Source organism: Streptomyces sp. NPDC016640, from assembly GCF_043076215.1.
Classification (GTDB): Bacteria; Actinomycetota; Actinomycetes; order Streptomycetales; family Streptomycetaceae; genus Streptomyces.
Genome location: NZ_JBIBRG010000005.1, coordinates 187,670 through 213,178 on the forward strand (window position 1 = coordinate 187,670; position 25,509 = coordinate 213,178).

The window sequence follows — 25,509 nt, forward strand, 5'->3', positions numbered from 1 at the left end:
GGCACCCTGGGTGGGTGAAGAGTCACCTGTCCGGATCCGCCCGCAACCCGGTCGGCGGCCACGTCCCCGTGGCCGGCGGTCTGCACTCCGTCGGTCTGTCCTACGCCCGTGAGCTGAACGCCGAGGCCGTGCAGGTCTTCGTCGCCAATCCGCGCGGCTGGGCCACGCCGGCCGGCGATCCGAAGCAGGACGAGGCGTTCCGCGCGGCCTGTGCGGCCGGGTCGATCCCGGCGTACGTGCACGCCCCGTATCTGATCAACTTCGGTTCCCACACCGAGGCGACCGCCGAGCGGTCCGTGGAGTCGTTGCGGCACTCGCTGCGGCGCGGGCGGGAGATCGGCGCGCTGGGCGTGGTGGTGCACACCGGCAGCGCGACGGGCGGGCGGGAGCGGCCGGTGGCGCTGCGGCAGGTGCGCGAGTACCTGCTGCCGCTGCTCGACGAGCTCACCCACGACGACGACCCGTTCCTGCTGCTGGAGTCGACCGCCGGCCAGGGTTCCTCGCTGTGCTCACGGACCTGGGACTTCGGACCGTACTTCGAGGCGCTGGACGCCCACCCGAAGCTCGGTGTCTGCCTGGACACCTGCCATGTCTTCGCGGCCGGCCACGACCTGACCGGGCCCGGCGGGATGCATCGGACGCTGGATCTGCTGGTGGGGACGGTCGGCGAGGGACGGCTGAAACTGATCCACGCCAATGACTCCATGGATGTGGTCGGCGCCCATAAGGACCGGCACGCGAACATAGGTGCCGGACACATCGGTGAGGGCCCCTTCCGGGCCTTGATGACGCACCCGGCGACCGAGGGCGTACCGCTGGTCATCGAAACCCCCGGCGGCAAGGAGGGGCACGCGGCGGACGTGGAGCGGCTCAAGAAACTCCGGGACCGCTGACCTCCCGCACTCCTCAGAGCTCGGGGCCCTCCCCGGGCTCCTCCTGGTAGGAGTAGCGCTGTTCCCGCCACGGGTCGCCGACGTTGTGGTACCCGCGCTCCTCCCAGAAGCCCCGGCGGTCGGCGGTCATGTACTCCACACCGCGGACCCATTTGGGGCCCTTCCAGGCGTACAGGTGGGGGACGACCAGGCGCAGCGGGAAGCCGTGCTCGGCGGTCAGCAGTTCGCCGTCCTTGTGGGTGGCGAAGAGGGCGCGCTCGGACATGAAGTCCTCCAGCCGCAGGTTGGAGCTGAACCCGTACTCCGCCCACACCATCACATGGGTGACGTCCGGCGCGGGCGGGGCGATCTCCACGACGGTGCGCGCCGGTATCCCGCCCCACTCGGCGCCGATCATGCTGAACTTGGTGACGCAGTGCAGATCGGCCACGACGGTGGTGTACGGCAGGGCCGTGAACTCCTCGTGGTTCCAGCAGTGCTTCTCACCGTCGGCGGTGGCGCCGAAGATCCGGAAGTCCCAGCGCTCGGGCCGGAACTTGGGGACCGGTCCGTAGTGCGTGACCGGCCAGCCCTTCTGCAGTCGCTGCCCCGGCGGGAGCTCGGACCGCGCCGCTTCCCGTGACGCGCGCTCCCCCGATTCGCGTTCCGCCGGCTGACCCATGGCTCCATCCTGACAGACCGGGGACGAGATCCCTGAACCAGGTTCGGCGAAATCGGTCAATCAGGCATTGAATTGACCAAGCATGGACTTACTTACTAAGTGAAGACTTACTGGACTATCTTCCGCGTCGAGTGCAATCATGCGCCCCAACCGCCAGATCCCCCGCGCGGAAGGAGCCCATGCGATGCAGGGCGACCCCGAGGTCCTCGAATTCCTGAACGAGCAGCTGACCGCCGAGCTCACGGCGATCAACCAGTACTTCCTGCACTCGAAGCTGCAGGACCACAAGGGCTGGACGAAACTCGCCCAGTACACGCGCGCCGAGTCCTTCGACGAGATGCGGCACGCGGAAGTGCTCACCGACCGCATCCTGCTGCTCGACGGCCTGCCGAACTACCAGCGGCTGTTCCACGTCCGGGTGGGCCAGACGGTGACCGAGATGTTCCAGGCCGACCGGGAGATCGAGCTCGAGGCGATCGACCGGCTGCGCCGCGGGGTGGAGGTCATGCGCCACAAGGGGGACATCACGTCGGCCAACGTCTTCGAGGCGATCCTCGCCGACGAGGAGCACCACATCGACTACCTGGACACGCAGCTGGAGCTGATCGAGAAGCTCGGTGAGGCGCTGTACCTGTCGACGGTCATCGAGCAGTCCCAGTCCGACGCCTCGGGCCCGGGGACCGGCGGCTTCTCGACGCACTAGGGCCGCGTCAGCCGGGACCGGCGGGCCCTAAGCGGCTTCCGGCAGTTCCGCCGCGAGGGACGGGGCCTCCTGGCCGGTCAGCTCCCGACGGGGGCAGGCACCGCGGCCCAGCAGCGCCTGGATGCGCCGCACACAGCCGCCGCAGTCGGTACCGGCCTTGCAGGCGGAGGCGATCTGCCGCGGGGTGCACGCCCCCGCTTCCGCGTGACTCCTCACCTGTTCCTCGGTCACGCCGAAGCAACTGCAGACGAACACGCGGTTCACCTCCCGCCGAAGTACTGGCCGTACCCCACCGGCCTGATCGGTGAGGCAAACCTAACCTTACCTGTGGTCCGGAGGGCACAAAAGTGGGGTGGGGCGCGGATCCCTGTGATCCGCGCCCCACCCCTTCGCCGGTGTCACCGGCGGTGCCGGTCACTGGTCGCGGTACATCTCCGCGACGAGGAACGCCAGGTCCAGCGACTGGCTGCGGTTGAGCCGGGGGTCGCAGGCCGTCTCGTAGCGCTGGTGCAGGTCGTCGACGAAGATCTCGTCGCCGCCGCCCACGCACTCGGTGACGTCGTCGCCGGTGAGCTCCACGTGGATGCCGCCCGGGTGGGTGCCGAGACCCTTGTGCACCTCGAAGAAGCCCTTGACCTCGTCGAGCACGTCGTCGAAGCGGCGGGTCTTGTGACCGGAGGCCGCCTCGAAGGTGTTGCCGTGCATCGGGTCGGTCACCCAGGCCACGGTGGCGCCGGAGGCGGTGACCTTCTCGACCAACTCGGGAAGCTTGTCGCGGATCTTGTCCGCGCCCATGCGGACGATGAAGGTCAGCCGGCCGGGCTCACGCTCGGGGTCCAGGCGGTCGATGTACTGCAGCGCCTCCTCGGCCGTCGTGGCCGGGCCGAGCTTGATGCCGATCGGGTTGCGGATCTGCGAGGCGAACTCGATGTGCGCGTGGTCCAGCTGCCGGGTGCGCTCACCGATCCACACCATGTGCGCGGAGACGTCGTACAGCTGCCCGGTGCGGGAGTCCACGCGGGTGAGCGCCGACTCGTAGTCGAGCAGCAGCGCCTCGTGCGAGGAGAAGAACTCGACGGTCTTGAACTCCTCCGGGTCGGTCCCGCAGGCGTGCATGAAGTTCAGCGCGTTGTCGATCTCGCGGGCGAGCTGCTCGTAACGCTGGCCGGACGGGGACGACTTCACGAAGTCCTGGTTCCAGGCGTGCACCTGGCGCAGGTCGGCGTAACCGCCGGTGGTGAAGGCGCGCACCAGGTTCAGCGTGGAGGACGAGGCGTGGTACATGCGCTTCAGCCGCTGGGGGTCCGGGATCCGGGCCTCTTCGGTGAAGTCGAAGCCGTTGACGGAGTCGCCCCGGTAGGTGGGCAGTGTCACGCCGTCGCGGGTCTCGGTGGGCTTGGAGCGCGGCTTGGAGTACTGGCCGGCGATCCGGCCGACCTTCACCACGGGCACGGAGGCGGCGTACGTGAGGACGGCGCCCATCTGGAGCAGCGTCTTCAGTTTCGCCCGGATGTGCTCGGCGGACACCGCGTCGAAGGACTCGGCACAGTCGCCGCCCTGGAGCAGGAACGCCTCTCCTCGGGCCACTGCCGCCATGCGCGCGCGCAGCTGGTCGCACTCGCCGGCGAACACCAGCGGGGGATACGTTTCGAGCTCGGCGATCACATCGCGCAGAGCCCCGGCATCCGGGTACTCGGGCTGCTGCGCCGCGGGCAGGTGTCGCCAGGTCGCCTGAGCGGCGACGCTTCGGGAATCAGCGTTCACGGTCACGCGCACCAGCCTACGCGGTCGCTCGGGGTGTCCATCGCCCCGCTCACCCTGTGAGACGGCTCCGCCCCGGCGACGCGGAACCGCCCCCCGGCGCGCGTCGCATCGTGTAGCGTGCGGCCCATGTTCGCGCACTCGATCCAGAACTGGTGGTGGACCGCTCGTCCGGCGGCCCACTGACTGCGCGTACGCACAGACTTCGCGAAGGCCGCCCGAGGGGCGGCCTTCGGTGTTCTCCGGGGTCGTTCCTCACCGCTCATGACAGCGACGAAACGAGGAACGCACCATGGATCTGGCACAGCTCGCGTCCGACGACCGGCCCTTCGCCCTGCTGCTCCGCCGCACTCCGGGCCGCCCCGCCGAGGACGGCGCCGTGGTCGAGCTGCTGACCGGCCCCGTCGGCGTCCGTGACCGCCTGGCCGACCTGCCCGACGAGTGCCTGGCGCTCGTCCCCTTCCGGCAGATCCGCGAGCGCGGCTTCGACGTCCGCGACGACGGCACCCCACTGCTGGTGCTGACGCCCGAGGAGCGCCACGAGATCCCGCTCGCCACCGCCCTCGAGCAGCTTCCCTCCCATGACGTCCGCGTCGAACGCGGCGGCTTCGACGTCGGCGACGAGGAGTACGCGCGGATCGTCGGGCGGGTGCTCGACGAGGAGATCGGCGGGGGCGAGGGCGCCAACTTCGTGATCCGGCGGACGTACGAGGGGGAGATCCCCGGGTTCGGCCGGGCGGACGCCCTCGCGCTGTTCCGGCGGCTGCTCGAGGGCGAGCGGGGCGCGTACTGGACGTTCGTCGTCCACACCGGGAACGGGAAGGGGCCCGGAGGGCCTTCCCCACAAGGGCGGGGGCGGGGGACGGGTGGGCGGACGCTGGTCGGGGCCAGCCCCGAGGCGCACGTACGGGCGTCCGGCGGGACGGTCGTGATGAACCCGATCAGCGGCACCTACCGCTACCCGGCCGGAGGACCGACGCCCGAGCACCTGCTGGAGTTCCTCGCCGACGGCAAGGAGATCGAGGAGCTGTCGATGGTCGTCGACGAGGAGCTCAAGATGATGTGCACCGTCGGCGACATGGGCGGGGTCGTGATCGGACCCCGGCTGAGGGAGATGGCGCACCTCGCGCACACCGAGTACGAGCTGCGCGGCCGGTCCTCGCTGGATGTGCGCGAGGTGCTGAGGGAGACCATGTTCGCGGCGACCGTCACCGGATCGCCGGTGCAGAACGCCTGCCGGGTGATCGAACGGTACGAGCCCCTCGGGCGGGACGGTGCCGGGCGCGGCTACTACGCGGGGGCGCTGGCCCTCATCGGCCGGGACGCGAACGGGGCGCAGACGCTGGACTCCCCCATCCTCATCCGTACCGCCGACATCGACGCCTCCGGGCGGCTGCGGGTGCCGGTCGGGGCCACGCTGGTGCGCGGCTCCGACCCGGCGGGCGAGGTCGCGGAGACCCACGCCAAGGCGGCCGGGGTACTGGCCGCCCTGGGCGTACGCCCCGGGCGGCCGCGCGCGGAGTCGGTACGGCACGGGCTCGCCGACGATCCGCGGGTGCGGGCGGCGCTGGACGGGCGCCGGGCCGCGCTGGCGCCGTTCTGGCTGCGGATGCAGGAGCCCTCGGACACGCTCACCGGCCATGCCCTGGTGGTCGACGGGGAGGACACCTTCACCGCGATGCTCGCCCACGTGCTGCGCGCCGCGGGGCTGGAGGTGACGGTGCGGCGGTACGACGAGCCGGGACTGCGGGAGACGGTGCTCGGGCACGAGGGGCCGCTGGTGCTGGGGCCCGGGCCGGGTGATCCGTCGGACACGGCCGATCCGAAGATGCGGTTCCTGCGCGCGCTGACCGCCGAGCTGCTCCTCCCCCACGCCCGGCTCCGCTCGCGCGGGAAGACCCCCGCGCACCGGCACGGCGTCCTCGGTGTCTGTCTCGGCCACGAGCTGATCGCGGCGGAGCTGGGCCTGCGGATCGTACGCAAGGACGTGCCGTACCAGGGGGCGCAGACGGAGATCGATCTGTTCGGGCGCCCGGAGACGGTCGGCTTCTACAACAGCTTCGTGGCGCGCTGCGACGAGGACGCCCTGCGCGAACTGGCCGCGCGCGGAGTCGAGGTGAGCCGCGCGGCCGACGGCGAGGTGCACGCCCTGCGGGGGCCGGGCTTCGCCGGGGTGCAGTTCCACCCCGAGTCGGTGCTGACCCTGAACGGCGCGGCGCTCGTGCGGGAGCTGATGGGTCAGCTGCGCGGCACCAGCACGTTCTCGGAGCGGCGGCCGGCGGTGTAGTCGAGGACGTTGTCCACCGTGGTCCGGGCGATCTGCCCGACGGCGTCCACCGTGTAGTACGCCTGGTGCGACGTGACCAGGACGTTCGGGAAGGTGACGAGGCGGGCCAGGGTGTCGTCGTCGACGGCCTCCAGGGACCTGTCGAGGAAGAACAGCCCGGCCTCCGCCTCGTACACGTCCAGGCCGACACCCGTGAAGCGGCCCTCGCGCAGCTCGGCGACGAGGGCCGCGGTGTCGACGAGGCCGCCCCGGCTGGAGTTCACCAGGATCGCGTCGTCCCGCATCGCCTTGAGCGCGTCGGCGTCGATGAGGTGCCGGGTCCCGGGCAGCAGCGGGACGTGCAGGGTGACCAGGTCGGACTCGGCGAGCAGCTGTTCCTTGGGGACGTAGGTCATGCCGAGGTCCCGGCAGGCGGGGTTCTCGGCGACGTCCCAGCCCAGCAGCCGCATGCCGAAGCCGTGGGCGATCCGGGCGAACGCCTCGCCGATCTTCCCGGTGCCGAGCACGCCGGCGGTGCGTCCGTGCAGGTCGCGGCCCATCAGTCCGTCGAGCCGGAAGTCGAAGTCGCGGGTGCGGGTGGAGGCGCGGACGACCCGGCGGTTGACCGCCATGGCGAGGGTCCAGGCGAACTCGGCGACGGAGTACGGCGAGTAGTACGACACCCGGGCGACCGTCAGGCCGAGCCGTTCGGCGACCTCGAGGTCGATGTTGTTGAAGCCCGTCGAGCGCTGGGCGACCATCCGGGTGCCGCCTGCCGCGAGGTCCGCCAGCACCTCGGCGCCCAGGTCGCAGTTGACGCTGGTGGAGATGGTCTCGTGGCCGGCGGCGATGGGGGCGGTGTCCGCGTTGAGGAAGACGTCGAGGCCGCGTACCTCGTGGTGGCCCGCGAAGGCCCGCTCGATCAACGGCTTCTCGTCGGCCTGCACTCCGAACGCCAGGATCTCCACGGGTTCCCTCCGGGGGTCGTGCCGGGTTCGACGTCCTACCGGCGAATATACGAGGGGCCGGGAGCGTCCGCCCGGGCGGCCGGGGCACGCGGGGGCGCCGGGGCGCCGGTTCTACTCGTCGTCGAGGCCGCGCTCTATGGCGTAGCGGACGAGTTCCACGCGGTTGTGCAGCTGGAGTTTGCCGAGGGTGTTCTGCACGTGGTTCTGCACCGTGCGGTGGGAGATGACGAGCCGTTCGGCGATCTGCTTGTAGCTCAGGCCCTTGGCGACCAGGCGCAGCACCTCGGTCTCGCGGTCGGTCAGCCGGGGTGCCCCGGTGTCGCCGTCGCCCGGTGCGGGGCCGGCCGGTTCGGAGGCGAGGCGCCGGTACTCGCCGAGGACCAGCCCGGCCAGGCCGGGGGTGAACACCGGGTCTCCGGCGGCGGTGCGGCGCACCGCGTCCTGCAGTTCCCCGGTGGAGGCCGACTTCAGCAGGTATCCGGTGGCGCCGGACTTCACCGCCTCCAGGACGTCGGCGTGCTCGCCGCTGGCCGACAACACGAGGACGCGGACCGCGGGGTCGGCGGCGACGACCTCCTTGCAGACCTGGACGCCGGGCTTGCCGGGCAGGTTCAGGTCGAGGACGAGGACGTCGGGTGCGACGGCCTTGGCGCGGCGCACCGCCTGATCGCCGTCGCCGGCGGTGGCGACCACCTCGAAGCCGGACTCGCACAGGTCGCGGGCGACGGCGTCGCGCCACATGGGGTGGTCGTCGACCACCATCACCCTGACCGGGCCCCGCCGATCGTCCTTCCCGTCCCGGCCGTCGTGGCCGTCGTGCCGTTCGGCTGCCGTGTCCGTCATCGCCGTTCCGCCTTCCCCCGCGGGTCGTCCGCGTCGTCCTCGGTGTGCCGGGAGTCGCCCTTCGGCACCGTCAGTTCGACCTCCGTGCCCTGCCCCGGCACCGAGATCAGTTCCGCACCGCCGCCGAGGTCGCGCAGCCGGCCCCGGATGGACAGGGCCACGCCGAGCCGGCCCTCGCCCTCGGCCTCGGCGAGCCTGCCCCGGGGGATGCCGGGTCCGTCGTCGCGGACGGTGACGGTCACCCGGTGCGGTTCGTCCTCGACCAGGATCCAGGCGCGGGCCTGCTCCCCGGCGTGCCGGCGGACGTTGTCCAGGGCGGCCCCCACGGCGGCGGCCACCTCCCGCGCGGCGGCCGGCGCGAGCAGCACCGGCGCTCCGGGCTCGGCGAAGGCGACCCGGGCTCCGGCGTAGGGGGCGAGCAGGGCGCGCAGGTCGGTCCGCCGGTCCCCGGTGCCGTCCTCGTCCTGCCCGTCGTGCTCCACGGCCCGTACGACCGCGCCCTCGGCGGCCTCCTCGGACGCCCGGGAGACCGGGACGAGCCCGCCGGAGACCAGGGTGCGCAGCGCCACCTCCTGTTCCCCGGCCATCCGGCCCAGCTCGGCCGCCTCGCCGCCGATCACCGCGCCGCGCCGCTGCACCATCGCCAGCACCTGGAGCACGCTGTCGTGGATGTCCCGCGCGAGGCGCTCCCGCTCCCTGGTGGCGGCCTCGATCTCCAGGGCGCGGGCGAGGGTGCGCTCGGAGGCGCGGGCGACCTCGACGACGTAGCCGATGGCGATGGAGGCGACCCAGACGAGGATCACGTTGTGCACGGTGTCGCGGGCGGGGCTGCCGCGCTCGACGACGTTGGCGACGGCGACGAGGGTGGAGGCGAGGGCCGCCCAGCGCCAGCCGCCCTTGACGGCGAAGGCGAGCACCGATCCGGCGGTCCATATCGACGGCAGCGTGGGACCGCCCGCCTGGACGCGTTCGTGCGCGTCGGCGAGGGGGGTGAGCAGGATGCCGGTGAGCGCGACGGCCAGGTCGGCGGTGAGGAAGCGCTTGGTGCAGGCGGCGGCGTTCGCGACCTTGGGCAGGGTGGCGAACGTCCACACCGCGAGTACGGCGAAGTAGCCGACGGCGAGCCAGGGACGGGTGAACCGCTCGTAGGCGGTGGCGAACAGGCCGACCGCGTACACCAGGGCGAGGACCCGGTAACCGGAGAGCGCGCGCCACAGCGGCTGCTCGACCGACATGCGCATGACTCGCTCGCGCCTGACCATGTCCCCCACTTCCCCCTGAGCCCCCGTCTAGGGGCCGGGCCGCCGCCCGTCCTGCTCCTGGTCGGCCTGCTCCATCGCGGCCCTCAGCTTCTCGGCCTGTTCCTTCTCCGCGCGGGCGAGCGCGGCCTTCGCCGCCTTCTCCGCTTCCCTCTCGGCCTTGGCCGCCTCCGAGAGCTGCCGCTTCATGGCGGTGGCGTACATGTCGACGTACTCCTGGCCGGACAGCTTCATGATCTCGTACATGACCTCGTCGGTCACCGCGCGGAGCACGAAGCGGTCGTGCTCCATGCCCTGGTAGCGGCTGAAGTCCAGCGGGCGGCCGATCCGGATGCCGGGCCGCATCAGCTTCGGCACGACCTGCCCGGGAGGCTGGATCTTCTCCGTGTCGATCATGGCGACCGGTATGACGGGTGCTCCGGTGGCCAGCGCCACACGCGCGAGGCCGCCGGGCTTGCCCCGGTAGAGCCGTCCGTCGGGCGAGCGGGTGCCCTCCGGGTAGATGCCGAACAGCTCACCGCGCTCCAGCACGCCGATACCGCTCCTGATCGCCGCCTCACCGGCGCCGCGCGCTCCGGAACGGTCCACCGGGAGCTGGCCCATGCCCTTGAAGAAGGCGGCGGTCAGCCGGCCCTTCACCCCCGGCGTGGTGAAGTACTCGGCCTTGGCGATGAAGGTGACCTTGCGGTCCAGCACGGCCGGCAGGAAGAAGGAGTCGGAGAACGACAGGTGGTTGCTGGCCAGGACGGCGGGGCCCTCGGCGGGTACGTTCTCCAGGCCCTCCACCCAGGGCCTGAAGGCGAGCTTCAGCGGCCCTCCGATGGCGACCTTCATCGTGCCGTACAACAACCGAGTGCCTCCTGTGTGTGTCCGTCAGACCATATCCCGGAGCACCGTCGAAGGCCCCGACGGCCCTGGTCGGTGTCAGTGCGGTCGCGTACGGTGAAGGTCCTGCACCCCCTTGTGCGGCACCTGCCGCGATCACCGTGACGTGCCAGACCCTTCCCACGAACAGGAGGCCGAAGGTGCCGCTCCTGCCCGGAGCCGAGCCGTTCCGCCACGAGGGCGGGGAGACCGCCGTCCTCCTCTGCCACGGTTTCACCGGTTCACCTCAGTCGCTGCGTCCCTGGGCGGAGCATCTCGCCGCACGCGGCCTCACCGTCTCGTTGCCGCTGCTGCCCGGGCACGGCACCCGCTGGCAGGACCTCGGTGCCACGGGCTGGCAGGACTGGTACGCGGAGGTGGACCGCGAGCTGCGGCTGCTGCGGGACCGGTGCGCCCGGGTGTTCGTGGCCGGTCTGTCGATGGGCGGCGCGCTGGCACTGCGGCTGGCCGCGCGGCACGGTGACGCGGTGAGCGGGGTCATGGTCGTGAACCCGGCCAACCGGGTGCACGGGGTGGCCGCGCACGCCCTCCCGGTGGTCCGCCATCTCGTCCCCGCGACGAAGGGGATCGCGAGCGACATCGCGAAGCCGTTGACCAGGGAACTCGGGTACGACCGGGTGCCGCTGCACGCGGCGCACTCGCTGCGGGCCTTCCTGCGGATGCTCGACGGCGAGCTGCCCCGGGTCACCCAGCCGTTGCTGCTGCTGCGCAGCCCGCAGGACCACGTGGTGCCGCCCGCGGACCCGGCTCGGATCCTCGGCCGGGTGTCGTCGACGGAGGTGACGGAGATCCTGCTGGAACAGAGCTACCACGTGGCGACGTTGGACTACGACGCGGAGCGGATCTTCCAGGAGAGCACCGCGTTCATCGACCGGCTCGCACCCGGCGCCGTCAAGGAGCCCGGTCTCGGCAAGGAAGGGACGACCGCAGGTGGCTGAGCACGACTCGGACCGCGAGGACCGCGAAGGTCGCGAGGACCGCGAGGACCGTGAAGGTCGCGAGGGCCGTGCGGGCCCTGAAGGCCGCGAGCCGGAGGAGGCGGGCGTCTCCTTGGACGAGGACGCCGTGTGGGCGGCGATCGTCGCCGGGTACGGCGACGAGCCGCCGGACCCGCCGGGCGCCAAGCCGTTCAAGTCGATCGAGGACCTGGCGCTGCTGGAGCCCGAGACCAACGAGGACGAGGACGAGGAGGAGGGGGCCGAGGCACCGCGCGGGGCCGAGGACAAGCCGGCCAAGCCGCTCGGCGGCTCCGTCTCCTTCGCACCCGGGGTCGGCGGCCCGCGCGACTACAGCGTGGCCGAGCCGGCGGACGACGACCTCGACGCGAGCGACGAGGGCCACTTCGTGCCGCCGGAGCCGCCGCCGCTGCCGGATGCCGACGTCACCTCCAGGTTCGCCTGGCTCGGGGTGCTCGGCGGCCCGCTGCTGCTCCTGCTGGCGGTACTGCTCGGCTGGGAGATGACCTGGTGGCTGACCACCCTGTGCATCGGCGGCTTCCTGGGCGGCTTCGTCACGCTGGTGATGCGCATGCGCACGGACGACGAGGACGACGACGACCCGGGCCGGGGCGCGGTGGTCTGACTTCCCTACGCCGCGGGGATTCCGAGGGCGGCCAGGACCGGAAGGTGGTCCGTGGCCGCCCTCAGGTCGCTCTCGGTCACCCCGGGCTGCTCGAGCGGGACGCCGCAGCCCAGGACCTCGACGCCCTTGGTGGCGAAGAGGGCGTCGATACGGCGGTGCGGGGCGTCCCGGATCCAGGTGTGCTCGCCGCCCCAGGGAGCCGCCGCCCAGCAGTCGGTCAGGGACTCGCTCAACCGCCGGAACGTACGTCCCTGAGGCCGCTCGTTCAGGTCCCCACCCGCGACCGCGTGCTCCACGCCCATCGCGGCGAGCCGGTCGAGGAGCATGCCGCCCTGCTCGTACCGCTCGTTCCCCTCCAGTGACAGATGACAGCTCAGCACCCCGATCCGGGCACCGCCGAACCGCACGACGGCGGTCGCGAAGCCGCGCCGGTGCCGGCCCGGGGCGAGCGGCAGCAGGACGTCCTCGGTGTGCTCGACGGCCGCCCGCAGGGAGCAGAGGATCGCGGGCCCGGCGGCCGTGGCGCCCCCGGTGAGCATCACCGTGCCGGACTCGGAGGCGAGCCGGGCGAGCTTCTTGCGCCAGCGGAAGAACCGCGGCGCCTCCTGCAGCAGGACCAGATCGGGGGCGCAGGCGCTGATCACCCGGGCGAGGGCACCGGTGTCGTCGCGCATCGAACGGATGTTGTAACTCAGTACCCGGATGACGGCCGAACCGTCGGACTCGGTCCGGGAGCCGGGCAGCAGCGGAGTCGTCGCCATGCCGATCAAGATACGCCGATCCGCACGGTCCGGTCCGGCTCGGCGCCGCACGTACCCGGGGACGCCGCCCCCGCGGACGAGGAGCCCGCGGACCGCGGCCCGTCCGGCGTCTTCGCGTCACGTACGGGCACGGCCCCGGGTGCGAAGGCCCGGTCCGCTCCCGGGGGACGTCCTCGCCGCCCGTGTGCCGCGGCCGCCGTGCGGCCGTACGGACGGCCCGGCGGCCGCCGGGGGCTGCGGGCCAGGCCCGGCCAGGGCCCGTACAAGCCGGCGTGTACCGGAACTCATCCGCGCTCACGGAGGTACGCCTCCAGCTCCGCGGCCCCGGTCAGCATCGCCCGCCCGCGGGCGGAGAGCCGCCCGTGCCAGTCGCGCAGCGCCGCCTCCAGAGGCTCCGGACCGCCGGCCGCCCGCACCTGGGCGACCAGCGGGGCGATCTGCTCCAACAGGTAGCCGCCGCGCCTCAGTTGATGGGTCATCCGGGCGTCCCGTACGTCGGCATCGTCGTAGACGCGGTACCCGGTCCGCGGGTCGCGGCGCGGGCGCACCAGCCCGGCGCGCTCCCACGTGCGCAGCGTCGCCGGCCGGACGCCGAGCTTGGCGGCCAGCGGCCCGATGAAGGTGCCGCCGGGCTTGGACCCGGCACCGGGCCAGGGCGCCGTGGTGCGCCCGGACCCCGTGGTGGGCACGGACGCCGTGGTGCGCCCGGACCCCGCACCGGGCCCGGACCTCGTGGTGGGCTCCAGGTCGCGCAGGGCGCTCTCCACGGCCTGGAGGGTGCGCCGGTCCTCGAGGAGCTGGGCGTGGCTCTCGTCGATCAGGCGGAACGCCTCGTCGGTCGCGCCCTCGTTCACCGCCCGCATGACCGCCGTCGCCGTCCGGTGGCCGTGGCCGGGGACCAGGGCGAGGAACGCGCGCAGGGCCCCCGCGTGCAGCGGGGTGTAGGTGCGGTAGCCGTGGGGGGTGCGAGGGGCGGCCGGGAGGATGCCGGCGTCCTCGTAGTTCCTGATCGCCTGCGTGGACAGACCGTGCCCGCGCGCCAGATCGACCGGCCTGAGCCGCTCACCGCTTTGAAGGTTCCGTCCCATGGAGCCGAAGATACCGGGTTGGATCGCAGAAAAGTCTCCACCGAATGTTCAACGATAGCGTTGACGGCATGACTCCGGACATCAAGGACACCGTCCATCCCGTCGAGGCCTCCGCCCTCATGCGGCTGCTCCCGGCCAGACCCCGGCTGCTCGCCCTGGGCGAGCCCACCCACGGCGAGGACACTCTGCTCGGCCTGCGCAACGAACTCTTCCGGCGACTCGTCGAGCAGGAGGGCTACCGGACGATCGCGCTCGAGAGCGACTGCGTGATGGGCCTGGTCGCCGACGACTACGTCACCTCGGGCACCGGCACCCTCGACGAGGTCATGGAGCGGGGGATCAGCCACGGCTGGGGCGCCCACGCGGGCAACCGCGAGCTCGTGCGCTGGATGCGCGCGTACAACGTCCGCGCCGACGAGGACGGCCGGCCCGCGTCCGAGCGGCTGCGCTTCGCCGGCTTCGACGGTCCGCTGGAGATCACCGCTGCCGCGAGCCCCCGGCAGGCCCTCACCGCCCTTCACGGCTTCCTCGCGGCCCGGGTGGACACCGGCCTGCTCCCCTGCACCGCGGACACGCTCGACCGGCTGCTCGGCGCCGACGACCGGTGGACCGATCCCGCCGCGATGAGGGACCCGTCCCGGTCGGTGGGGCAGTCGGCCGAGGCCGGCCGGCTGCGGCTGCTGGCCGACGATCTGGTGGCACTGCTCGACCAGCAGGCGCCGCACCTGCGGGCGGCGGTCTCGCGGGAGGAGTGGGACCGGGCGCGCCTGTACGCGCGTACCGCGACCGGCCTGCTGCGCTACCACCACTGGATGGCCGACACCTCACCGGCCCGCATGGCGTGGCTGGTCGGCGTACGGGACCGGATGATGGCCCACAACCTCCTCGCCGTCGCCGAACGCGGCCCGGCACTCGTGTACGCCCAGAACGCCCACCTCCAGCGGAGGAGGAGCTCGATGCGGATGGGCGGGAGGCCGGTGGAGTGGTGGAGCGCCGGTGCCCTGGTGAGCGCACGGCTCGGTGAGGAGTACGCGTTCGTGGCCACGGCCCTCGGCACGATCCGGCACCGGGGGGTGGGCACGCCGCCGCCGGACACCGTCGAGGGGTTCCTGTACGCGCTCCCGGAGGACCGCTGCCTCCTCGACGCCCCGCGGCTGGCCACCGCCCTCGGCGACGCACGGCCCGCGCCCCGGGTGTCCCCCTGGTTCGGCTACGCCCCGCTCGACCCGGCCCACCTGGCGGACAGCGACGGCCTCGTGTTCGTCAGGGACGTCACGCGGAGTTAGGGCCCCGGGGCCCCCGTCGGCGGCGCCTCGCGGTCGCGGACGCGGCGTCCGGGAACGGCCGCGCCCGCCGTCCCCGGGGGGATCGGGCGGGCGCCGCCGTGCGCGGACGGGGGGGTCACATGACGGGGTCGGGCTCCCGGGCCAGGTCGGCCGCGCCCACCAGGCCGGCCTTGTTGCCGAGCTGGGCGGCGAGGACGTCGGCGACCGGGCGCCAGTTGCCGCCCACCAGCCAGCGCTTGTAGGACTTGCGGATCGGGCCGAGGACCAGTTCGCCCTCGTCGGAGAGGCCGCCGCCGACGATGAACGCGGAGGGGTCGAAGAGGGAGGCCAGATCGGCGAGGCCGGCGCCGACCCAGCGGGCCAGCTCCCGGTAGGAGTCGACGGCCACCCGGTCGCCCTGCCGGGCGGCCATGGAGATGTGCTTGCCCTCAATGCCGTCGGGGGTGCCGTCGCCGAGGGAGAGCAGGGTCTCGGCGTTCTCGGGGGTGGCGTTGGCGCGCTGCTTGGCGTAGCGGACGAGGGCGCGGCCGGAGGCGTACTGCTCCCAGCAGCCCTGCGAGCCGCAGCCGCACAGCAGGCCGTCGGGCACCATGCGGATGTGGCCGAACTCGGCGGCCACGCCGAAGTGGCCCCGGCGCAGCTTGTTGCCGATGATGATGCCGCCGCCCAGGCCGGTGCCGAGCGTGATGCAGATGACGTTGCGGTGGCCCTTGCCGCCGCCGAACCGGTACTCGCCCCAGGCCGCGGCGTTGGCGTCGTTCTCCACGACGACCGGGAGCCCCGTGCGGGCCTCGACCTCCTCCTTGAGCGGCTCGTTGCGCCAGTCGATGTTGGGCGCGAAGTACACCGTCGAGCGCTGGCGGTTGACGTATCCGGCCGCACCGATACCCACGCCCACGATGTCGTGTCCGGCGCGCGCGCCCTCCACCGCGGAGGCGATGGCGTCCACGATGCCCTCGGGCGTGCCCGGGGTCGGCACCTTGTGGGTCGAGAGGATGTTGCCTTCCTCGTCGACCACGCCGGCCGCGATCTTGGTGCCGCCGATGTCGACGCCGATGGTGAGTCCCATGAATCCCTCAGTTCCGGTCGAGCCCCGCTAACGCCAACGGTACCCGAGCCCCTGCCGCCCGGGGCCCGGCGTCCGTACGGTGAGCGGCCGGGCGCGGATCACGGGTGCCCGCCGGTGACCGTGGTGTCAGTCCAGGTCGATGCGCTCGCCGGAACCGGTGCCGGGGTCGTCGCCGCGGTCCCGGGGTTCGCCGAGGTCGCGGGGATCGGTGTCACCGGCCGCCCAGCGGCGCTCCTGCTCGCGCACCGCCGAACGGTAGGCGGCGAGGAGTTCGCCGCCGGCGGCGGCGAGGTGGTCGAAGACGTCCGGGTTGCGTTCGATGACGGGTTCCACGGCGGCCTTGGCCTGCTGGACGACCTGGCGCACCACCTGCTGCGCCGCGGGCCCGGCGACCGCGCCGAACAGGGGGGACTGCAGTCCGGAGAGCTTGTCCGCGACGGCGTCGACGAGCTTCTTCAGCTCCTCGGCGGCGGACCCGGGGGGCGCCGCGCGCTCGGCGCGACGGCGGGCCTTCTCCGCCTCCAGGTCCTCGGCGCAGGCGGTCGCCCAGGCGTCGGCGTGGGTGTCGGCTCGTGAGTCGGCCTGTGGATCGGCCGGGGTGCCGGCTTGCGAGTCGGCCTGTGTGTCGGCTCGTGAATCGGCCTGTGTGTCGGCCTGTGTGTCGGTCGGCGAGTCGGCCGGCGAGTCGGCCGGGGTGCCGGCTCGTGTGCCGGCCGCCCGTACGTCGTCGGCCGGCCGGCCGGTCGTCTCGTCCCCGGCCTGGTCCCCGTCGTCGTGCGGGGGGAGCTGTTCGCTCATGACGGACTCCTGACTACGGGTGGCCCCTCCGACGTTACCCGAACGGGGGTGGCCGCTTCACGGGATGCGCGGCCACAGCCCCGGATCCGGCCGGAACCGGATGCGCAGCTCGCCCTCGCGCAGGGCGGCCCCGTCGACGGTGCAGCGGCGCAGCGCGGAGGGCAGCGGGACGATGCGGCGGAAGGGTCCGGCGGTGACGACGAGTTCGTCGCCGCGCCGGATCAGGTCCAGTTCCTCACGGCGGGCGTCCGGCAGGGGGATGTGCCAGATCAGGACGCCGTCCTCGGCGAGCGCGTCGGTGACCGGCCACTCGACGGCGCCGCTCCCCGTTCCCGCACCGGGCAGGGCGAGCGCGGCGAGGTCGTCGGTGCCGCGCGGGTCGCGGCCCAGGTGGGCGGCCGGGCGGACGTCGTACGACGCCCGCCAGTCGTCCAGGGTCTTGCGCTGCTGGGCGACGGGTCCCGCCAGCCAGCTCCCGCCGTCGCTCTCCGGCAGGACCCGGGTCGCGATCAGCGCGTCCGTGCGCAGTCCGCGCAGGGCGAGGCCGAGGGCCGTGGTGCGTACGGCGTCGGCACCGGCGGGTCCCGGCTCGGCGACCAGGCGTACGGCGGTGTCGCGGTCGGCGAGCACGGCCTCGACGGCGGCGAGTTGGAGGTCGAGGCGGGCCGCCGCCTGGTAGAGCCACTCGGCGGGCAGCGGGACGCCGGCGAGGCGGCCGAGGACGGGGCGCAGGGCGCGGGCGGCCTGCCGCTCGGGCGGGAGCAGCCGGCGCAGGTAGCGGCGGAGTTCCTCGGGAAGGGCGAGCAGGGCGAGGGCCCGCGGGGCGGGCGGGAGGTCCACGACGACGAGGTCGTACGGCTCCTCCGACAGCGCGGCGTCGCGCAGGGCCCGCAGCACGGCGAGTTCCTCGGCGCCGGGGAGCGGGCCGATCTCCTCCGGCTCGAGCCGGGAGGCGCCGAGCAGGTTCAGTGCGGAGGCCGCCCGGTCCTGGAGGGCGGCCAGATCGGCGCGGGAGGCGGCGTCGGCGTCGACCCGTCGCGCGGTGAGCCCCGGGGCGGCCTCGACCGGCCCGGTTCCGACGGGCACCCCCAGTACCGCTCCCAGGGTGTCCGTCCGGTCGGTGCCCAGCACCAGGGTGCGGGCGCCCGCCCGGGCGGCGGCGAGCGCGGTGCCGGCCGCGACGGTGGTACGCCCGCTGCCGCCGGGGCCCATGATCAGGAGGGTACGCATGGGAGTGAACGCTACCCGTCGCGCCCACCGCGCCCGGCGGGCGCTACGCGGCGCCGGCCTCCACGCGCTTCTTCAGGCCCGCCAGGGCGCGGTCGATGATGACCTTCTCCGCCTTGCGCTTGATCATGCCGAGCATGGGGATCTTGACGTCGACGGTCAGCCGGTAGGTGACCTCGGTGCTGCCCGGGCCGGCCGGGGTGAGCAGGTAGGAGCCGTCGAGAGAGCGCAGCATCTGGGACTTCACCAGGGTCCAGGAGACCTCGTGCTCGCCGGTCCAGGTGTACGCCAGGGTCTGGTCGTCCTTGATGGCGCCGGCGTCCATGACGAGCCGCACCTGTTCGGCGCGGCCCCGGCCGTCGGTCGCGATGACCTCGGCCTCCTTCACCTCACCGGTCCAGTCCGGGTAGCGGGCGAAATCGGCGATCACCTCCATGACATCGGCCGGGGCCGCCTCGATCGTGATGCTCGAGCTGGTGTGTTCCGCCATCGCCGTGGTTCCTCCGGATGCGGGCCGGTACTCGGATCGCCGTGCGCGAGTGCAGCGCACGCCTGTGCAGCGGAAGGCTACCGCGCACCGGACCGGCGCAACTCACCCCGCCCGGGGCCTCGTCACCACTCGAGCGCCCAGGGCCGCCCGCTGCTCGCGAAGTGCCCCACGTTGACGCACTCGGTGGCCCCGATCCGCATCCTGCGCGCCAGCGGCTGGTGGACGTGCCCGAACAGGGAGTAGCGGGGCCGGGTGCGGCGGATGGCGTCCAGCAGGGCCCGGCTGCCGCGTTCGAAGCGGCGCGCCACGGTGTCGTACACCAGCTCCGGTACCTCCGGCGGGATGTGGGTGCACAGCACGTCGACCTCGCCGACGGCCTCGATCTTCGCCGCGTACTCCTCGTCGTCGATCTCGTAGGGCGTACGCATGGGGGTGCGCAGGCCGCCGCCGACGAAGCCGAAGGTCCAGCCCCCTATCTCCACCCGCTGCCCGTCGAGCACGGTGGTGCCGGGACCGGCGTACTCCTGCCAGAGGGGCGGCATGTCGACGTTGCCGTAGGTGGCGTACGTCGGGGTGGGGAAGGCGGCGAACAGCTCGGCGTACTGTTTGCGCACCGCCTTCTCGATCGCCGCGGCCTTGTCCGTGCCGATCCCCGCCCACAGCCGGCGTCCGAACTCGCGCGCCTCCTCGAAGCGGCGGGCGGTGCGCAGCTCCACGATGCGGTCGGCGTTCCCGGTGCCGAACAGGTCGGGGAAGATGCCGCGCGAGTGGTCGGCGTAGTCGAGGAAGAGCACCAGGTCGCCGAGGCAGATCAGGGCGTCGGCGCCGTCGCCGGCCCGGGCGAGGTCACGGGCGTTGCCGTGCACGTCGCTGACCACGTGGACACGCGTGCGGCGCTCGCCGCCTGGTGTGGCTGCCATGGCGATCAAGGGTAAGCGCGTGCGCCACCGTGGACAACGGCGGGCCGGACCTGCGGTTACTGGCTCGCCGGCGAGGGGGTGGACTACTGTGCGCAATGAAACGCCAACCTGTGTGACGCAGCGAACATCTCGCGGGGACCCCCTGTCGTAGACGCCATACCGGCGGGTAACGTCCGGGCGGTCCAGTCGTGCTCGGGATTTCAACTTGTGAATTCGCGAGCACCCGCCCGAGCCTTGGACCGCACCGTCGCATCGCACGATGTCGTGGCGCCGGCGCCCTAAGAGGAGCAGCAGTCTTGCGCGAGTTCAGCCTTCCGGCTTTGTACGAGGTCCCAGCGGACGGCAACCTGACCGATATCGTCCGCAGAAACGCCGCGCAGCACCCCGACGTCGCCGTCATCGCCCGCAAGACCGGGGACACCTGGCAGGACGTGACGGCGTCGGCCTTCCTGGCGGAGGTGCGGACGGCCGCCAAGGGCATGATCGCGGCCGGTGTGCGGCCCGGGGACCGGGTCGGCCTGATGTCCCGCACCCGTTACGAGTGGACCCTGCTGGACTTCGCCATCTGGAGCGCCGGAGCGGTCACCGTGCCGGTGTACGAGACCAGTTCGCCGGAGCAGGTGGCGTGGATCCTCGGCGACTCCGGTGCCACCGCCTGCTTCGTGGAGCTGGACGCGCACGCGGCGACCGTGGAGTCGGTGCGCGACCGGCTGCCCGCGCTCGAGCACCTGTGGCGGATCGAGGACGGCGGCATCGGAGAACTGGGCCGGCTCGGCCGGGACGTCACCGACGAGACGGTCGAGGAGCGCGGCTCGACCGCGAAGGCCGACGACCCGGCGACGATCGTCTACACCTCGGGGACGACGGGCCGTCCCAAGGGCTGTGTGCTCACCCACCGCAGTTTCTTCGCCGAGTGCGGCAACATCGTGGAGCGGCTGCGCCCGCTGTTCCGTACGGGCGAGTGCTCGGTGCTGCTGTTCCTGCCGCTCGCGCACGTCTTCGGACGGCTGGTGCAGATCGCGCCCATGATGGCGCCGATCAAGCTGGGCTGCCTGCCCGACATCAGGAACCTGACCGACGAGCTGGCCTCGTTCCGGCCGACGCTGATCCTGGGCGTGCCGCGGGTCTTCGAGAAGGTCTACAACTCGGCGCGGGCCAAGGCGCAGGCCGACGGCAAGGGGAAGATCTTCGACAAGGCGGCGGACACGGCGATCGCCTACAGCCGGGCGCTGGACACGCCGTCGGGTCCGTCGCTCGGCCTGAGGATCAGGCACAGGGTGTTCGACAAGCTGGTCTACGGCAAGTTGCGCGCGGTGCTGGGCGGACGCGGCGAGTACGCCATCTCCGGCGGCGCCCCGCTGGGGGAGCGCCTCGGCCACTTCTTCCGCGGCATCGGCTTCAGCGTGCTGGAGGGCTACGGCCTGACCGAGTCGTGCGCGGCCACCGCGTTCAACCCGTGGGACCGGCAGAAGATCGGCACGGTGGGCCAGCCGCTGCCCGGCTCGGTGATCCGCATAGCGGACGACGGTGAGGTGCTGCTGCACGGCGAGCACCTGTTCAAGGAGTACTGGAACAACCCGGGCGCGACCGCCGAGGCGCTGGCCGACGGCTGGTTCCACACCGGGGACATCGGCACCCTGGACGAGGACGGCTATCTGCGGATCACCGGCCGCAAGAAGGAGATCCTGGTGACGGCGGGCGGCAAGAACGTCGCCCCGGCAGTGATCGAGGACCGCATCCGCGCGCACGCGCTGGTCGCGGAGTGCATGGTGGTGGGCGACGGACGGCCGTTCGTGGGCGCGCTGGTCACCATCGACGAGGAGTTCCTGGGCCGCTGGTGCGCCGAGCGCGGCAAGCCGGCCGGCTCCACGGCGGCGTCGCTGAGCGAGGACGCGGAACTGCTCGCGGAGATCCAGTCGGCGATCGACGACGGCAACGCGGCGGTGTCGAAGGCTGAGTCGGTGCGCAAGTTCCGTGTCCTGCCCGCGCAGTTCACCGAGGATTCGGGGCATCTCACCCCGTCGCTGAAGCTGAAGCGGAACGTGGTGGCGAAGGACTACGCCCACGAGATCGAGGCGATCTACGCGAAGTAGGACTTCGGTGCCCATGGGGTGCCGGGGCGCCAGGCCGGCGGGTGCGGGGCGTCCGTGGCCTGCCGCGCCCGCGCGGCGGAGCCGCATGATGCCACAGCCCCGCGCCCCGGGTGGTGTTGCCGCCGAGGGTGTCCCCCGTCGAGGGCGTTGTCCTACAGCAGCTTCTCCAGGTGCTCCGCCAGCAGGTCCCACCGCCACTTCCGCTCGACCCACTCCCGGCCCCGCCCGCCCATCCTGCGGCGCAGTTCCCCGTCGCCCAGGAGGGTGATGACGCGGTCGGCGGTCTGGTCGGGGGAGTCGCCCCGGACGACCCAGCCGGTCTCCCCGTCGAGGACCGCGTCGGGGGCGCCGCCGGAGTCGCCGGCGACGACGGGCAGGCCGGTCGCGGACGCCTCCAGGTAGACGATGCCGAGCCCTTCGACGTCCAGTCCCCCGCGCCGGGTCCGGCAGGGCATCGCGAAGACGTCGCCGGCACCGTAGTGGGCGGGCAGCTCGGACCAGGGGACGGAGCCGGTGAAGCGCACGGAGGCGGCGACGCCCGCGTCCCGGGCGAGGACGCGTAGGTCCTTCTCGTACGGGCCGCCGCCGACGATCAGCAGCACGGCGTCCGGCTGGGCCGCCAGGATCGCGGGCATCGCCCGGATCAGCGTGTCCTGCCCCTTGCGCGGCACCAGCCGCGAGACGCACACGACCACCGGCCGGTCGGTCAGCCCGAGCCGCGCCCGGACCTCCTCGCCGCCCGAGCCGGGGTGGAAGGTCTTCTCGTCGACCCCCGGCGGCAGCTGCACCATCCGCGCGGCCGCCTCGGGGGTCAGCGCGCCGGCGATCCGCGAGCGCGTGTACTCGCCGAGGTAGGTGATCGTGTCCGTGGACTCGCCGATCCGGCGCAGCAGTTGCCGCGCGGCGGGCAGCTGGGCCCAGCCGGCCTCGTGGCCGTGGGTGGTGGCCACGATCCGCTCGGCGCCCGCGCGGCGCAGCGCCGGCGCCATCAGCCCGAGCGGCGCCGCCGCTCCGAACCACACCGAGCGGCAGCCGTGCTCGCGCAGCAGCCCGACGGCCCGCCGGGTGGCCCCGGGGGTCGGCAGCAGCACCGTCGTACGGTCGCGTACGACGGTGAAGGGCTGCTCGGCGTCGAAGGCGGCGGTCGCCTCCACGCCCTCCCGGGAGCGCTTCCAGGTGGAGGCGTAGACGACGAGCCGCTCCGGGTCCAGCCGCAGCGCCATGTTGTGCAGGAACGCCTGGATGCCCCCGGGCCGGGGCGGGAAGTCGTTGGTCACGATCAGGGTCTTGTGCATCGCCGCAGACCCTACCGAACGGGGTCGTGCCGTCCGCCACGGCCGTGCTCGGTGGCACGTGCACAGGACGCCGGGACATCATGGCCCCCTCGACGACCGCACAGGACCGCACACCGGACGGGCAGGCATCACGTGAAGACGACGGCCGCACGAGGGTCCCTCGCCTGGCTCCTGGTCCTGTGGGGCCTGACGAGAACGGCCCTGCTGCTGTGCGTCTGCAAGGTGATCGTCTTCCCCGGGCCGGACGTCACCAGCGACGTGTCGGTGATCTACCGGGGCTGGTACGACGTCCTGCGCACCGGATCGTTCCCGCTGGACGACGTCACCTGGCAGTACCCGCCCGCCGCGGCCCTGGCGATCCTCTCCCCCGCCCTGCTGCCGTTCCTCGGGTACGCCACCGCGTTCTTCGTCCTGGCACTCGTCGCCGACCTGGCCGTCCTGGTCCTGCTGGTGTCCGCGGGCCGGCGTCCCGGCCGGTCCCCGCGCGGCGCCCGGGTGTGGGTGGCGGGCGTGCCGCTGCTCGGGCCGACGGTGTACGCGCGCTACGACGTGATGGTCACCGCGGTGGCGGTGGCCGCTCTGCTGGCCGCGGGCCGGCACCCCCGGCTGGCGGGGGCGCTGGCCGGCTTCGGGGCGCTGCTGAAGGTGTGGCCGGCCCTGCTGCTCCTCGCGGTCCGGCGGCGCGGCGCGTGGGTGTCGGCGGCGGTGACCGGCGCCGGTGCGGCCGCCCTGTTCGCCGCGCTCATGCCGGGGGCGTTCGCGTTCCTCACCTTCCAGCGGGACCGGGGCACGGAGGTCGAGTCGCTGGGGGCGCTCGTCTTCCACGTGGCCCGGCATCACGGCTGGGAGGGCGAGGTGCTGCTCAACTACGGCTCGGTGGAGTTCCTCGGCCCGTACGTGAACCGGGTGAGCGCGGGCGCGCTCTTCCTGACCGGGGCCGCGCTGGCCTGGCTGGTGCTGTGGCGGCTGCAGGCGACCCGGTTCGCGCCGCACACCGTCACCGACGCCGCGTTCGTGGCGGTGCTGCTGTTCACCACCACCAGCCGGGTGATCAGCCCGCAGTACATGGTGTGGCTGGTGGGGCTGGCCGCGGTCTGCCTCTGCTTCCAGGACAGCGTGATGCGGCTGCCGGTCGCGCTGGTGCTGACGGCGTCCTTCGTGACGGTGCTGGAGTTCCCGCTCTGGTTCGCCCACGTCGTGGCGAGCGATCCGCTGGGCATCGCCCTGCTGGTCGTCCGCAACGGCCTCCTGGTCGCGGCGGCGCTCCTCGCGGCCCGCAGGCTGTGGTGCGCCACGGTCCCGCTCCCGGCCCCGCCGCCCCGGCAGCGGGCCCCCCGCTCCAGCGAGACGCCGGTCTCCTCCTGATCCGCCGCCGGTGTCACGCGCCCCCGCCCCGCGGGCGCGTCCGCCGGGGCGCGCCCGCGCGGGGATCGCGTCTCCTCCGGCTCCGGCCCGGCTCAGGCCAGCAGGTCCCTCAGGTACCGCTGCCACCGTGCCGTGAACTCCTCGGGGGTGATGCCGAGGACCCGGTCCATGGCGTCCTCGACCGCGCCCTCCCGCCCGGCGTGCGCGCCCACCGCCCGGTAGAACTCGCCGAGGCGTTCCTCGCCCCAGCGGCCGGCGATGAGGAGGCAGGCCGTCCAGCCGCCCTCGTAGGCGCGGGCGAGGCGGCCGGCGTCGCCGGAGAAGTCGAAGTCGTCGTCGGTGGGCAGCCCGTCGGGCACGTCGCCCCGGCTCACCGCGTGGGCGAGCTCCGGTGCGGTCTCGTCGGGGGCGCGGTCGCCGCCGCGGTAGCCGACCCAGTCCGCGAAGCCCTCGGACAGCCACAGCGGGGTCGCGGCGGAGGTGTGGGCGCGGGTGGCGACATGGGTGGCCTCGTGGGTCAGGACGACCTGCCGGCCCGGGTCGCCGAGCAGTCCGAAGGCGTCCGGGTTGACGATCACCCGGTCCGCCGGCGCCCGCGCCCCGGGGCCGGTCGCGCCGGTGGTGACCGCCGCGATCCCCCGGTAGGAGGAGGCGGGTGAGCCCAGCAGACCCGCCATGTCCGCCAGGGACTCCGGCACCAGGACGACGACGCGCCGGGACCACCGCGGGCTCCAGGCGTCGGACACGGCGGGCACCGCGCGGTCGGCCAGCCCGGCGTAGTCGCGCAGTTCCGCCCCGCTGCGGCCGACTCCCAGCACCAGGCTGCGTTCACCGCGGACGGCCCGTACCGCGCCCTGGTCCCACAGCTGCCGGCCGGACCTGCCGGCGGGGCGGTCGGAGTCGACGGACCAGCGGCCCTCCCGGTCCCGGCTCAGGCGCAGGGAGCGGGTGGTGGTGACCGGGGCCACGTCGTAGCCCTCGACGCGGTAGCTCAACTCGGCGGAGGCGGTGGCGGTGTCACCGGTGCGGTCGAGGGCGGTGACGCGGTAGGACCAGTCGGCGAACGGTACCGCGCGCAGGTTGCCGAATCCGGCCCGGGTGCCGGTGCGGGCGTAGGCGGCGGCGTCGCGCTGGAGGACCGCGTCCGCGCGCCGGTCGAGGAGCGACTGCACCTGCGCCCGCGCGCCGTCGGCGGCCGGTCCCCCGCCGCACGCCACGAGGGAGACGAGCAGCAGACACAGCGCCACCACCGACGCACCCGGCACCCGCCTTCGACCAGCCACCTTCCCGAGGGTAC

General features: G+C 73.2%; 25 protein-coding genes. 9 read left to right on the top strand and 16 right to left on the bottom strand.

The window, feature by feature from the left end; genetic code table 11:
- Positions 1 to 14: 14 nt before the first annotated feature.
- On the top strand, positions 15 to 893 hold the full coding sequence (locus ACF07S_RS12910; RefSeq protein WP_391965171.1) for a deoxyribonuclease IV: 879 nt from the start codon (positions 15 to 17) through the stop codon (positions 891 to 893).
- Between the two features lie 13 nt (positions 894 to 906).
- Here the strand turns inward: ACF07S_RS12910 and ACF07S_RS12915 are convergent, their stop codons facing one another.
- Complete coding sequence (locus ACF07S_RS12915) at positions 907 to 1,554, bottom strand: sulfite oxidase-like oxidoreductase (RefSeq protein WP_391974177.1); 648 nt, start codon at positions 1,552 to 1,554, stop codon at positions 907 to 909.
- A 184-nt stretch (positions 1,555 to 1,738) separates the two neighbouring features.
- On the opposite strand from ACF07S_RS12915, the gene bfr reads away from it, so the two are divergent.
- The gene (gene bfr / locus ACF07S_RS12920) at positions 1,739 to 2,257 is read left to right on the top strand and encodes a bacterioferritin (RefSeq protein WP_391974178.1); all 519 of its coding nucleotides are present in this window, start codon (positions 1,739 to 1,741) and stop codon (positions 2,255 to 2,257) included.
- A 27-nt stretch (positions 2,258 to 2,284) separates the two neighbouring features.
- Here bfr and ACF07S_RS12925 read toward each other — a convergent pair whose 3' ends face one another.
- A complete protein-coding gene (locus ACF07S_RS12925) occupies positions 2,285 to 2,512 on the bottom strand; it encodes a bacterioferritin-associated ferredoxin (RefSeq protein WP_391965173.1) in 228 nt (75 codons plus the stop codon).
- A gap of 159 nt (positions 2,513 to 2,671) precedes the next feature.
- On the bottom strand, positions 2,672 to 4,027 hold the full coding sequence (locus tag ACF07S_RS12930; RefSeq protein WP_391965174.1) for a class II 3-deoxy-7-phosphoheptulonate synthase: 1,356 nt from the start codon (positions 4,025 to 4,027) through the stop codon (positions 2,672 to 2,674).
- A gap of 120 nt (positions 4,028 to 4,147) precedes the next feature.
- On the opposite strand from ACF07S_RS12930, the gene ACF07S_RS12935 reads away from it, so the two are divergent.
- A complete protein-coding gene (locus ACF07S_RS12935) occupies positions 4,148 to 4,204 on the top strand; it encodes a trp operon leader peptide (RefSeq protein WP_391965341.1) in 57 nt (18 codons plus the stop codon).
- Between the two features lie 106 nt (positions 4,205 to 4,310).
- Positions 4,311 to 6,305, top strand: a complete 1,995-nt coding sequence (locus ACF07S_RS12940; protein ID WP_391965175.1) for an anthranilate synthase family protein — start codon at positions 4,311 to 4,313, stop codon at positions 6,303 to 6,305.
- On the opposite strand, the gene ACF07S_RS12945 is transcribed toward ACF07S_RS12940, so the two are convergent.
- The 4 genes from ACF07S_RS12945 to ACF07S_RS12960 all read right to left on the bottom strand — a co-directional run bounded on the left by ACF07S_RS12945 (position 6,257) and on the right by ACF07S_RS12960 (position 10,188).
- Complete coding sequence (locus ACF07S_RS12945; protein ID WP_391965176.1) at positions 6,257 to 7,252, bottom strand: 2-hydroxyacid dehydrogenase; 996 nt, start codon at positions 7,250 to 7,252, stop codon at positions 6,257 to 6,259. The genes ACF07S_RS12940 and ACF07S_RS12945 overlap by 49 nt on opposite strands.
- 111 nt (positions 7,253 to 7,363) lie before the next feature.
- Entirely contained in the window at positions 7,364 to 8,095 is a 732-nt protein-coding gene (locus ACF07S_RS12950) for a response regulator (protein ID WP_391965177.1), read from the bottom strand.
- Entirely contained in the window at positions 8,092 to 9,357 is a 1,266-nt protein-coding gene (gene macS, locus ACF07S_RS12955; protein ID WP_391965178.1) for a MacS family sensor histidine kinase, read from the bottom strand. The genes ACF07S_RS12950 and macS overlap by 4 nt, the downstream gene beginning before the upstream one ends.
- Positions 9,358 to 9,384: 27 nt before the next feature.
- Positions 9,385 to 10,188: a lysophospholipid acyltransferase family protein gene (locus tag ACF07S_RS12960; RefSeq protein WP_391965342.1), complete on the bottom strand. Its 804-nt coding sequence runs from the start codon at positions 10,186 to 10,188 to the stop codon at positions 9,385 to 9,387.
- A gap of 191 nt (positions 10,189 to 10,379) precedes the next feature.
- Between ACF07S_RS12960 and ACF07S_RS12965 the strand changes: the two genes are divergently transcribed.
- Entirely contained in the window at positions 10,380 to 11,177 is a 798-nt protein-coding gene (locus tag ACF07S_RS12965) for an alpha/beta hydrolase (RefSeq protein ID WP_391965179.1), read from the top strand.
- The gene (locus tag ACF07S_RS12970) at positions 11,170 to 11,820 is read left to right on the top strand and encodes a hypothetical protein (protein ID WP_391965180.1); all 651 of its coding nucleotides are present in this window, start codon (positions 11,170 to 11,172) and stop codon (positions 11,818 to 11,820) included. Before ACF07S_RS12965 ends, ACF07S_RS12970 begins: the two co-directional genes overlap by 8 nt.
- Positions 11,821 to 11,825: 5 nt before the next feature.
- On the opposite strand, the gene ACF07S_RS12975 is transcribed toward ACF07S_RS12970, so the two are convergent.
- Positions 11,826 to 12,581, bottom strand: coding sequence for an endonuclease/exonuclease/phosphatase family protein (locus ACF07S_RS12975; protein WP_391965181.1), 756 nt, complete (start codon positions 12,579 to 12,581; stop codon positions 11,826 to 11,828).
- Between the two features lie 284 nt (positions 12,582 to 12,865).
- Entirely contained in the window at positions 12,866 to 13,669 is an 804-nt protein-coding gene (locus tag ACF07S_RS12980; RefSeq protein ID WP_391974179.1) for a TioE family transcriptional regulator, read from the bottom strand.
- Positions 13,670 to 13,737: 68 nt separating this feature from the next.
- Here ACF07S_RS12980 and ACF07S_RS12985 point away from each other — a divergent pair, with 68 nt between their 5' ends.
- Positions 13,738 to 14,955 carry an erythromycin esterase family protein gene (locus tag ACF07S_RS12985; RefSeq protein ID WP_391974180.1) on the top strand — a complete coding sequence of 406 codons (1,218 nt, stop codon included), beginning with the start codon at positions 13,738 to 13,740 and terminating at the stop codon, positions 14,953 to 14,955.
- 115 nt (positions 14,956 to 15,070) lie between these two features.
- On the opposite strand, the gene ACF07S_RS12990 is transcribed toward ACF07S_RS12985, so the two are convergent.
- The 5 genes from ACF07S_RS12990 to ACF07S_RS13010 all read right to left on the bottom strand — a co-directional run bounded on the left by ACF07S_RS12990 (position 15,071) and on the right by ACF07S_RS13010 (position 19,459).
- The gene (locus tag ACF07S_RS12990) at positions 15,071 to 16,024 is read right to left on the bottom strand and encodes an ROK family glucokinase (RefSeq protein ID WP_391965184.1); all 954 of its coding nucleotides are present in this window, start codon (positions 16,022 to 16,024) and stop codon (positions 15,071 to 15,073) included.
- 126 nt (positions 16,025 to 16,150) lie between these two features.
- Positions 16,151 to 16,822, bottom strand: coding sequence for a DUF5304 family protein (locus ACF07S_RS12995; protein ID WP_391974181.1), 672 nt, complete (start codon positions 16,820 to 16,822; stop codon positions 16,151 to 16,153).
- Between the two features lie 57 nt (positions 16,823 to 16,879).
- Positions 16,880 to 18,052, bottom strand: a complete 1,173-nt coding sequence (locus ACF07S_RS13000) for an ArsA family ATPase (protein ID WP_391974182.1) — start codon at positions 18,050 to 18,052, stop codon at positions 16,880 to 16,882.
- Positions 18,053 to 18,095: 43 nt separating this feature from the next.
- Complete coding sequence (locus ACF07S_RS13005) at positions 18,096 to 18,539, bottom strand: SRPBCC family protein (protein ID WP_391965187.1); 444 nt, start codon at positions 18,537 to 18,539, stop codon at positions 18,096 to 18,098.
- Between the two features lie 122 nt (positions 18,540 to 18,661).
- Positions 18,662 to 19,459, bottom strand: a complete 798-nt coding sequence (locus ACF07S_RS13010; RefSeq protein ID WP_391974183.1) for a metallophosphoesterase — start codon at positions 19,457 to 19,459, stop codon at positions 18,662 to 18,664.
- 296 nt (positions 19,460 to 19,755) lie between these two features.
- Here ACF07S_RS13010 and ACF07S_RS13015 point away from each other — a divergent pair, with 296 nt between their 5' ends.
- Positions 19,756 to 21,552, top strand: coding sequence for an AMP-dependent synthetase/ligase (locus tag ACF07S_RS13015; protein WP_391965189.1), 1,797 nt, complete (start codon positions 19,756 to 19,758; stop codon positions 21,550 to 21,552).
- A 152-nt stretch (positions 21,553 to 21,704) separates the two neighbouring features.
- Here ACF07S_RS13015 and ACF07S_RS13020 read toward each other — a convergent pair whose 3' ends face one another.
- Positions 21,705 to 22,847, bottom strand: a complete 1,143-nt coding sequence (locus ACF07S_RS13020) for a glycosyltransferase family 4 protein (protein ID WP_391974184.1) — start codon at positions 22,845 to 22,847, stop codon at positions 21,705 to 21,707.
- 132 nt (positions 22,848 to 22,979) lie between these two features.
- On the opposite strand from ACF07S_RS13020, the gene ACF07S_RS13025 reads away from it, so the two are divergent.
- Entirely contained in the window at positions 22,980 to 24,212 is a 1,233-nt protein-coding gene (locus ACF07S_RS13025) for a glycosyltransferase 87 family protein (RefSeq protein WP_391974185.1), read from the top strand.
- 92 nt (positions 24,213 to 24,304) lie between these two features.
- Here the strand turns inward: ACF07S_RS13025 and ACF07S_RS13030 are convergent, their stop codons facing one another.
- Positions 24,305 to 25,495, bottom strand: a complete 1,191-nt coding sequence (locus tag ACF07S_RS13030) for a hypothetical protein (protein WP_391965192.1) — start codon at positions 25,493 to 25,495, stop codon at positions 24,305 to 24,307.
- Positions 25,496 to 25,509 lie beyond the last annotated feature (14 nt).

Bases quoted from the DNA above. Each gene is read 5' to 3' on its own strand.
- ACF07S_RS12915 (WP_391974177.1), bottom strand. From the start codon at position 1,554: ATGGGTCAGCCGGCGGAACGCGAATCGGGGGAGCGCGCGTCACGGGAA.
- bfr (WP_391974178.1), top strand. From the start codon at position 1,739: ATGCAGGGCGACCCCGAGGTCCTCGAATTCCTGAACGAGCAGCTGACC.
- ACF07S_RS12940 (WP_391965175.1), top strand. From the start codon at position 4,311: ATGGATCTGGCACAGCTCGCGTCCGACGACCGGCCCTTCGCCCTGCTG.
- ACF07S_RS12950 (WP_391965177.1), bottom strand. From the start codon at position 8,095: ATGACGGACACGGCAGCCGAACGGCACGACGGCCACGACGGCCGGGAC.
- macS (WP_391965178.1), bottom strand. From the start codon at position 9,357: ATGGTCAGGCGCGAGCGAGTCATGCGCATGTCGGTCGAGCAGCCGCTG.
- ACF07S_RS12960 (WP_391965342.1), bottom strand. From the start codon at position 10,188: ATGAAGGTCGCCATCGGAGGGCCGCTGAAGCTCGCCTTCAGGCCCTGG.
- ACF07S_RS12975 (WP_391965181.1), bottom strand. From the start codon at position 12,581: ATGGCGACGACTCCGCTGCTGCCCGGCTCCCGGACCGAGTCCGACGGT.
- ACF07S_RS12980 (WP_391974179.1), bottom strand. From the start codon at position 13,669: ATGGGACGGAACCTTCAAAGCGGTGAGCGGCTCAGGCCGGTCGATCTG.
- ACF07S_RS12985 (WP_391974180.1), top strand. From the start codon at position 13,738: ATGACTCCGGACATCAAGGACACCGTCCATCCCGTCGAGGCCTCCGCC.
- ACF07S_RS12990 (WP_391965184.1), bottom strand. From the start codon at position 16,024: ATGGGACTCACCATCGGCGTCGACATCGGCGGCACCAAGATCGCGGCC.
- ACF07S_RS12995 (WP_391974181.1), bottom strand. From the start codon at position 16,822: ATGAGCGAACAGCTCCCCCCGCACGACGACGGGGACCAGGCCGGGGAC.
- ACF07S_RS13000 (WP_391974182.1), bottom strand. From the start codon at position 18,052: ATGCGTACCCTCCTGATCATGGGCCCCGGCGGCAGCGGGCGTACCACC.
- ACF07S_RS13005 (WP_391965187.1), bottom strand. From the start codon at position 18,539: ATGGCGGAACACACCAGCTCGAGCATCACGATCGAGGCGGCCCCGGCC.
- ACF07S_RS13010 (WP_391974183.1), bottom strand. From the start codon at position 19,459: ATGGCAGCCACACCAGGCGGCGAGCGCCGCACGCGTGTCCACGTGGTC.
- ACF07S_RS13020 (WP_391974184.1), bottom strand. From the start codon at position 22,847: ATGCACAAGACCCTGATCGTGACCAACGACTTCCCGCCCCGGCCCGGG.